Source organism: Nautilia sp. (genome assembly GCF_053994455.1).
The window spans coordinates 1-8414 of record NZ_JBMYAU010000058.1 but is presented as its reverse complement, the minus strand read 5'-3'; the positions used below and the strand labels follow the sequence as shown (position 1 = coordinate 8414).

Below are 8414 nucleotides of genomic sequence, written 5' to 3'. Positions count from 1 at the left end.
GCAACACTTCAATTATTAAATCTTTTATTTCAATTATTCTAATATTAATAGGGTCTGGCACTTTTGTATTGTTTGATACTCAATTCTTTTAGTTTAATCGTTTTTTCCTTTATAATGCTTTATTGCTTATTTGTTTTACATATAATATACTTTTTATTTCTTCCTCAATTATTTTTTGCTAAATGAAAAAAGAAAGATTCAATTTTTTAAATGATTTGCAAAATATTCTTTTGTAATACAGTGTATTGAGCCGTGCTGTTTTATAAGTGTGTTTGCGTTTATAGGGATGATTTCTCTGTTCGGAAATATTTTGCAAAACATATCGTAAATATATTTGTCGTTTTTGTCTTCATATATTGGAAGTAAAACCGCACCGTTAATTATTAAAAAGTTGGCGTAGGTAGCAGGCAGACGGTGATCGTCCCATATTTTAGGCTCGGGAAGCGGAAGCGGGATCAGGTTGTAGCCGGTTTTTTTAAGTTCTTTTTCCATTTTTGTAAGTTCTTCATAATGAATATCGTTTTTATTATTACATTTACAGTAAACAATGGTGTTTTCGTTTATGAATCTTGCCAGGGTGTCTATATGCGAATCGGTATCGTCGCCTTCTAAGAAACCGTGTTTTAACCATATTATTTCATTTATAAAAAGTTCTTTTTTTAAAAAATTTTCTATTTCTTCTTTTGATAAAGGATAGTTTCTGTTCGGTTCCAATAAACACCGGGAGGTGGTTAATAATGTTTTGCCGTTGGTATCGATACTTCCGCCTTCAAGAACAAAATTGAAGCTTTTATCAATGTTAAACAGTTTACGGGATATCTGATTGTCTAAATTTGCGGGGAATTTTAGTCCCCATCCGTTAAATTTAAAATCAAGCAGTTTTACTTTATTATCTTGTTTTACACTGATGGCGCCGAAGTCTCTTGCCCATGTATCGTTGTTTTTTATTTTTTTAAATATAAAGTTTTTATGTTTTAAATGAGAAATTGTGTTTTTATCCTGATAACATATTAATACTTTTTCATATTGTGCTATTGCATAGGCTATTTCAGTAAAAGTATTGATTGCTTCATTCAAACAGCAGTTCCAGTCAGTTTCTTTATGAGGAAACACCAATTGTACGAATTCTTGAGTTTTCCATTCCGGTATAAGATAGTCCATTATTCGCCTTATAAAATTTGCTTATATTATTAATAAGAATATGAAAATTATATTATACTTGATTTTGAAAAAAAAATTAAGGAGCTTTTGTGTTGAAAAAACTGGTAATCGGCGGTTTGTTGAGTGTGGGATTGTTGTTTGCATACAACCCTTTAGATGGTGTTAAAGCACAAAAGGCGGAAGCTTTGAAAATTGTAGGGAACAACTTTGTAACCGCACAAACGCTTAAAAAATGGATTAAAGAAGGAAAAGTTAAAATTGTGGATGTCAGAGAGCTGCCAGAATTTTTAGCAGGACATATTAAAGGAGCTAAATTAATTCCCAGAGGTGTAATTTACGGAGCGGTAAAAAAAGGAAAAATCAAACCTGACGAAAAAATAGTAACGGTTTGCAGAACCGGACACAGGGCTTTACTTGCAGCGGCCACACTTAAAAAATGGTACAAATTCAATAACGTATATGTTTTAAAAGGCGGAATGAAAGCCTGGATCCAAAACGGAGGGACTGTTATTAACGCTATGAAATTGGGCCCTGTAAAAATTCAGCTTCAAAAATAAATTATACCCTTTTTGGGTATTTGCATTATAAGTGTCTGTCACCCATTGTAATACTGAAGTTTTGTTTTTCTTATATTTACCTATTATTGAAGGAAGGGAGAAGAATATATTAAAGGTCTCTCGGATCTGCGATTTTACCGGCGATTGCACTTGCGGCTGCTACTGCAGAGTTTGAAAGATATACTTCACTGCTTCTGCTTCCCATTCTTCCTCTGAAGTTTCTGTTTGTAGTGGCTACGGCTCTTTCCCCGTCACCCAAAATTCCCATATATCCTCCAAGACAGGCACCGCATGTAGGGTTTGCCACAACAGCACCGGCGTCAATTAAGATATCAAGGATTCCTTCGTGTTCGGCCTGTTTGTAAATTCTTTGAGTTGCAGGAGTAACGATTAGTCTTACTCTTCTGTGAACTCTTTTACCTTTAAGTATTTCAGCGGCAATTCTAAGATCGCTTAATGTTCCGTTTGTGCAGCTTCCGATATATACCTGATCTATTTCGATATCGTCTTTAACGGCCTGACTGATAGGTTTGCCGTTACTTGGAAGGAACGGATACGCCACAAGCGGTTCTAATTCGTTTACGTCTATTTCAATTATCTGAGAATAGTTTGCATCAGGGTCCGAATAGTGGATTTTCGGCTCGCTTCTTAAAGGATTGTATTTTTTAACTTCTTCTAAAAACGCTTCGGTAATTTTGTCATAAGCTACGATTCCGTTTTTGGCTCCCGCTTCAATCGCCATGTTACAAAGACTCATTCTGTCATCCATAGGCAGGTTTTCAATAACTTCTCCCGTGAATTCAAGAGCTTTGTATAATGCGCCGTCAACGCCTATTCTTCTGATAAGTTCTAAGATCAGATCTTTTCCGTAAACGTGCTGCTTTCTTTCACCTTTGAATATGACTTTGATACTCTCAGGAATTTTAAACCAGCTTTTTCCGGTAATCATACAAAATGCAATATCGGTAGAACCCATACCCGTAGAAAAAGCTCCTAAAGCGCCGTGTGTACAAGTGTGAGAATCCGCACCGATAATAACGTCACCAGGAATTACAAGACCTTTTTCAGGAAGTAATCTGTGCTCGATTCCCATATCTTTTTCGTCAAAAAAGTTTTTAAGATCGTGTTTATACGCAAAATTCCTGTTTATTTTAGCCTGGTTTGCACTTGCAATGTCTTTTGGAGGGATAAAGTGGTCAAGAACTATTGCGAAATTATCAGGTTTGGCAAGTTTTTCGGCACCGCTTTCGTTAAAAGCCCTGATTGAAATAGGTGTTGTTATGTCGTTTCCGATTGTCATATCCACATCGCACATAATTATTTCACCCGGTTTAACCTCGCGGCCGATGTGTTCCGCAAAAATTTTTTCGGTTATTGTCATAGGCATAATTGTCCTTTTTTAATGAAATTATAACTAATTTGATATAATATATAAAAAAGGCTGAAAATGGCTAAAATTTTCATTTTTACAGGAATTGTTTTTATTCTGATCGGTCTGATTTTGTATGTATTTAAAGGGTTTCCGCTTTTCAGGCTTCCGGGTGATATCGTAATAGACAAAGGAAATTTTAAATTTTATTTTCCGATTACTTCTTCAATTATTATAAGTATTGTGTTAAGTATAATTTTTAGTATAGTCTCAAGGTTTTTAAAATGAGGCTTTTTATCGCAACGCCTGTGAGTTTTCCGATATACGGGGCTCTTAAACAAGATTTATCCAAATATATAGAAGGCAAATGGGTAGAGGGATGGAATCTTCACCTAACGCATAAATTCATAGGGGATGACGAACCCGAAAAATATAAAACTAAATTAAAAGTGAAAAATGAAATGTTAAAAGTTAAAGGGATTGGAACGTTCGGGGATAAAATTTTATATTTAAAAGCGGATGTCGGTGACGATATAAACAGACAGATAAACGAAAAATTCGGTTTAAAAAACGACAAACCCTTTAAACCTCACATAACGCTTTGCAGAATTAAAAACATTAAAGATGAAAAATTCCGGGACGAGCTTAAAAAATATGAAAACATTGAATTTGAAATACCTCTTGAGGTATATCTATACAAATCTACACTGACAAAAAAAGGTCCTGTATATGAAAAAATTTACAAATATGAATAAAGCCGTGGCGTTAAAATACAAAGCTTATGAACAAAACGCTCCTAAAGTGATTGCAAAGGGCAAAGGGGAAATTGCAAAAAAGATTATAGAAAAAGCAAAGCTTTACGATGTGCCTCTTTTTCAAAACGAAACTCTTGCTGATATGCTTTTGAATGTTGAAATCGGAGAAGAAATACCGCCGAAAATGTATGAGGCCGTGGTGGATGTCTTTATTTGGCTTTATAAACTTGAGGAAAAGGCACAATTAAGCAAATAGTTTAGTGGAAAAGACTAAAGAATTATGATATAATAAATAAAATATAAAGGAGGGGAAATGGAAGATTTAAGAGTTTTGTTAAAACTTGCAAGAATGTCCATATTGGAAGAATTTGAAGGTAAAAAGCTTATAGACAAAGAAGAATGGATAAAAAAATATTCGTTTTTAGCCGAAAAAAGGGCATGCTTTGTTACGCTTAAAATGAAAGACAAACCGAGAGGCTCTAATTTAAGGGGTTGTATCGGTTCCATTTTGCCGTACAGACCCCTTATTGATGATGTGGTTGCAAATGCGAAGGCAGCCGCGTTTGAAGATCCGAGGTTTCCGCCTTTAGCGCCTGAAGAGTTTGAGAGGGTGAAAATCGAAGTAAGTGTACTTACAATTCCGGAAAAACTTGAATATGAGGATAAAGAAGACCTAATGAGAAAAATACGTCCGGGGATTGACGGGGTTATTTTGCAGCTTGCAAACCATCAGGCCACTTTCCTTCCGAGTGTTTGGGAAGAATTGCCGGCGTTTGAGCTTTTCTTTGCACACCTTTGTATGAAAGCGGGACTGCCGGGAGACTGTCTGATGTATCATCCGGTGATTTATACATATCAGGCGATAGAAGTTGAAGAGGAAGAATAATTCCCGAAAAAATTTTTCGGGTAAAAAACATGCTTTTAACAGATCTAAAATTTAACGGGTTTACGATTTTGCCGATTTGGTATAAAACACTCGGGGGTGTTATATGTTAAGCATCGACAGATACGGATTGAATTCTGCAAGTTTTAATTTTTCTTTTACAACAAGTGACGGTGATAAAATTGATCTTAAAATGTTTGATTCCATAGAAGCGCTCAGCTCTTATAAAAGAGGCGGAGAATTTGAATCTGAAGAATTTACAATAAAGCATGAATACGGATATGAATTTCATTACGAAGGCAACGGGCTTAGTGAGCAGGACCTTAAAGAGATAAAAGAGGCTTTTGAAAAAATAGAACCTCTTTTTGAAAAATTTATGAAACAAAAAGAAGCGAATGAAAAGGTTATGGCAAATACCGTCCAAATGTTAAAATCCATGCTTCCTGAAATAAAAAATGACAATTATTTGAATGCATTGAAAGAAGAAGGCGTTAAAACGTTTGATGACGTGCTAAAACAGATGAAGGCCACACTTGATGAGGTAAAAAAAGCGAAAGAACTGTTTGACAGGCTTTTTGACGATTCTAAAAAATTGGAAATTTTTGCTTAAGCCTTATAAAATTTTACGACAAGATATGAAAATATAACAGCCAAAATAAGCCTTATTCCGACTAAAACCCAAAGATTTGCCCCGAACAGAACAAATAAAAGAGGGTCTTCAATTAAAGAGTGGGCTATCATAAGAAACGTTCCGACATATAAAAGCTCTTTTTTTGTGAGTTTGTCTTTTTCGGCTATAAGTACTCCCGCTCCGTAGGTAATTCCTAAAATTATCCCTGTTATTATTGAAAAGGAAGCGCTGAGGTTTTTGTTTTTAAAGAGTTTTGTTCTGATAAAATGCATTATAAAAATAATAATAGTAATCAATATAATAATTTTAACCGCCAAAACGGATGCGTTATATAAAGAAGTGCCGAGCATCTCCCAAAACGAACCGTAATGGGGCAGAGATATGTCTTTTTGAAGGCTTTTGCCTTCAATGTGAACCGGAAGAAACCGGAAGACTATTACGGCGATGATTCCGACACCAATTCTAAGCAATGTAGAATACCAGTGAGGCATTGATAGTTTTTTCATAATCGTATTTTCAACAGGCAATGCGTGCGCAATACCTAAAAAAAGCCCGAGAATCGTCCATTCGTAAGGCGTTAATCCCAGAGGTGCGGCAAACGCTATAGCCGCATAAAGATTAAAAAGCACTCCCGCCGCAATGGAAAGTGAGACTTCGGGGGATAACCCCATTATAGAAGTAATCGGCTCAAAAATAAACGATATTTTTTGAAGTATTCCGAGGTAAATCAGAATATCGGCTAAAAGGTAAAAAGGAATAACGAGTTTGATAATTAAAAGAGCCGTTTTCAATGCCTGGTTTATTAACTGTTTCATGCAAATTCTTTTATAATTCAACCCTGTTTTTACCGTTTCTTTTTGCTTTATAAAGATTAGAATCGGCTCTTTTTATTGCATCGTAAATGCTGCTGTCGGTTTTGTGAATTTCGCTTATACCCAGACTTATGGTGAATGAAAGGTGTTTGTCTCCTATTTTTATTTCGGTGCTTTCAATTTCCCGTCGTATTTTTTCGGCTATTTTAAAGGTGTTTTCTATATTTGAATTAGGAAGAATAATGACAAACTCTTCTCCTCCGTATCTGATAAAGATGTCGTCTTTTCTTATAATTTTTTTAATTTTGTTTACAAGGGTTATTAATACCAAATCTCCCGCATCGTGACCGTAAGAATCGTTAATAACTTTAAAGTTGTCAATATCAAGCATTATTATACCAACCTGCATATCAGAAAGTTTATATTTTAAAAACAGTTCGTCCGCTTTTTCTTCCAGAAACCTTCTGTTTAAAATTTCGGTAAGTCCGTCTTTATATGCTTTGTCGGAATATTTTTCCACTTTTTGGGTAAGTATGGAAATGTATGTTTTTATATCGTTTGCCATATCTATCAGATTGTTTTTATATATATCCAGTTCGTCTTTGGGTTTTGATTTTTCCGGTATTTTGTCGAATTCCTGGTTTTTGATCAGATTCAGTATGTTGTTCATTTCGTTTAATTTGTCAAAAAGCCATTTAAACAAAACAAAAATAATTGTAAAAATAATAATAAAGCCGAATATTTCGATACTCATTTTTTCTTTCAGAACCGTTTTTAACGTATTGATGGACTTGCTTATATCGTCTTTAATTATAAGGTAGGCCATAGTGTTGCCGAAAAAATCCACTATTTTTATTTTTGTATATACAATATCATTATGTGTTTCGTAACCTTGTTTTAGAGTGATATTTTTAAATATATTTCCTAACACCCTGTAATTTTCGTATTTTGGCAATGTTTTATAAAAACTGTGTTTTTGAGGCAAAAGCATCTGTTGTAAGATAGTGTCGTTTAAATATATGCTGACGTCTTTAGCCCCCACTTTTTCAAACAGTTTTTTAAAAACGTCTATATTAACGCCGAACGAAAGACTGCCGAGAAGTTTGTCTTTGTATATTATGGGATATGTTGCCCTAAGTCCGGCGTATAACCGGCATACATAAAAATGGTTTAAAGGTGCGAATGATGTGTTTATCCAGATGATATCGGCTCTTGCTTTTGCCACACTGAAATCGTACTTTTTCAAATTTGCAAAATTTACAAAACTTATAGCGGGTCTTTTAAAAAAATGTATCTCTTCTATAATATGTGAAGAATGTAAATTTTTATACAAAGGTTTTACGTAATTTATGAGCATTTCCCTGTTGTTTGTCAAATATGCCTTAATTACCGTCGGAGACGAAACTAAAAATTTTGCAAAAGAGTCCAAAAATATTTTTTTATTTTGATAAAAGACATTATATTCGTTCATTCTGTCTTCATAAACATTTTCTACCATCTGCTTTTTGATAATTTTAATACTTTTTTCGCCGTAATATAAGGAAAGTCCGACTATACCGATTGAAAGCAGTATTACAGCAATGTATATTTTAATCCTCAAATTTTACCTTTACGCCCGAAAGGGCAAAATGATTATTCGGCTTTTAAAATTGCCCCGTTACTTGCGTTTGTTACAAGCATTCTATACTGTTTTAGCCATTTGCCCGGCACTTCTTTTTTAATAGGGGTGAATTCTTTTTTTCTTTTTTCAATCTCTTCTTCGAATAAATCGACGTTTATTGAGAAATTATCAACGTCTATTTCAATTATGTCCCCATCTTTAAGAAGACCTATCATTCCGCCTTCCGCCGCTTCAGGGGATACGTGACCGATACTAAGTCCCCTTGTGGCGCCGCTGAATCTACCGTCGGTAATCAGTGCTACTTTATCACCGAGTCCCATACCCATAATCAGACTTGTGGGTGCCAGCATTTCCTGCATTCCAGGACCACCTTTAGGACCTTCGTATCTGATAACGACAACATCTCCTTTTTTGATTTTGCCACTTGTGATTCCTTCTATTGCCTCTTGCTGGGAGTTAAAGCATACCGCGCGTCCTTTGAATTTTCTCTCTCCTGTGATTCCTGCTGTTTTAATAACACATCCTTCTTCCGCAAGGTTACCAAAAAGTATAGCAAGGCCTCCCACTTTGCTGTAAGGATTTTCGATAGAATGGATTACTTCCGGGTCTTTAACCACGGCGTCTT

General features: G+C 35.0%; 10 protein-coding genes and 1 pseudogene. 6 read left to right on the top strand and 5 right to left on the bottom strand.

Features of this window, described 5'->3' with window-relative positions:
* Positions 1–198 precede the first annotated feature (198 nt).
* Entirely contained in the window at positions 199–1161 is a 963-nt protein-coding gene (locus ACXJIE_RS04210; protein ID WP_456479722.1) for an agmatine deiminase family protein, read from the bottom strand.
* 89 nt (positions 1162–1250) lie between these two features.
* Here ACXJIE_RS04210 and ACXJIE_RS04205 point away from each other — a divergent pair, with 89 nt between their 5' ends.
* Positions 1251–1718 (top strand): rhodanese-like domain-containing protein, encoded by a 468-nt coding sequence (locus ACXJIE_RS04205; RefSeq protein WP_456479721.1) that lies wholly within the window; start codon positions 1251–1253, stop codon positions 1716–1718.
* A gap of 109 nt (positions 1719–1827) precedes the next feature.
* Here the strand turns inward: ACXJIE_RS04205 and leuC are convergent, their stop codons facing one another.
* Positions 1828–3105 (bottom strand): 3-isopropylmalate dehydratase large subunit, encoded by a 1278-nt coding sequence (leuC, locus tag ACXJIE_RS04200; protein ID WP_456479720.1) that lies wholly within the window; start codon positions 3103–3105, stop codon positions 1828–1830.
* A gap of 60 nt (positions 3106–3165) precedes the next feature.
* Between leuC and ACXJIE_RS04195 the strand changes: the two genes are divergently transcribed.
* From ACXJIE_RS04195 to ACXJIE_RS04175, 5 genes are all read left to right on the top strand, one after another.
* Positions 3166–3375 (top strand): DUF2905 domain-containing protein, encoded by a 210-nt coding sequence (locus ACXJIE_RS04195; protein WP_456479719.1) that lies wholly within the window; start codon positions 3166–3168, stop codon positions 3373–3375.
* The gene (gene thpR, locus ACXJIE_RS04190; protein WP_456479718.1) at positions 3372–3842 is read left to right on the top strand and encodes an RNA 2',3'-cyclic phosphodiesterase; all 471 of its coding nucleotides are present in this window, start codon (positions 3372–3374) and stop codon (positions 3840–3842) included. Before ACXJIE_RS04195 ends, thpR begins: the two co-directional genes overlap by 4 nt.
* Positions 3817–4098 carry an EscU/YscU/HrcU family type III secretion system export apparatus switch protein gene (locus ACXJIE_RS04185; protein ID WP_456479717.1) on the top strand — a complete coding sequence of 94 codons (282 nt, stop codon included), beginning with the start codon at positions 3817–3819 and terminating at the stop codon, positions 4096–4098. The genes thpR and ACXJIE_RS04185 overlap by 26 nt, the downstream gene beginning before the upstream one ends.
* A gap of 57 nt (positions 4099–4155) precedes the next feature.
* On the top strand, positions 4156–4728 hold the full coding sequence (gene amrA, locus ACXJIE_RS04180) for an AmmeMemoRadiSam system protein A (protein WP_456479716.1): 573 nt from the start codon (positions 4156–4158) through the stop codon (positions 4726–4728).
* 103 nt (positions 4729–4831) lie between these two features.
* A complete protein-coding gene (locus ACXJIE_RS04175) occupies positions 4832–5335 on the top strand; it encodes an ATP/GTP-binding protein (protein ID WP_456479715.1) in 504 nt (167 codons plus the stop codon).
* Here ACXJIE_RS04175 and ACXJIE_RS04170 read toward each other — a convergent pair.
* The 3 genes and pseudogenes from ACXJIE_RS04170 to ACXJIE_RS04160 all read right to left on the bottom strand — a co-directional run.
* Positions 5332–6171: a nucleoside recognition protein gene (locus tag ACXJIE_RS04170; RefSeq protein WP_456479714.1), complete on the bottom strand. Its 840-nt coding sequence runs from the start codon at positions 6169–6171 to the stop codon at positions 5332–5334. The two genes, ACXJIE_RS04175 and ACXJIE_RS04170, sit on opposite strands and share 4 nt — an antisense overlap.
* Before the next feature lie 10 nt (positions 6172–6181).
* Positions 6182–7768 carry a sensor domain-containing diguanylate cyclase gene (locus ACXJIE_RS04165; RefSeq protein WP_456479713.1) on the bottom strand — a complete coding sequence of 529 codons (1587 nt, stop codon included), beginning with the start codon at positions 7766–7768 and terminating at the stop codon, positions 6182–6184.
* A 32-nt stretch (positions 7769–7800) separates the two neighbouring features.
* A pseudogene (locus ACXJIE_RS04160) lies at positions 7801–8414 on the bottom strand (dihydroxy-acid dehydratase); the annotation flags it as partial.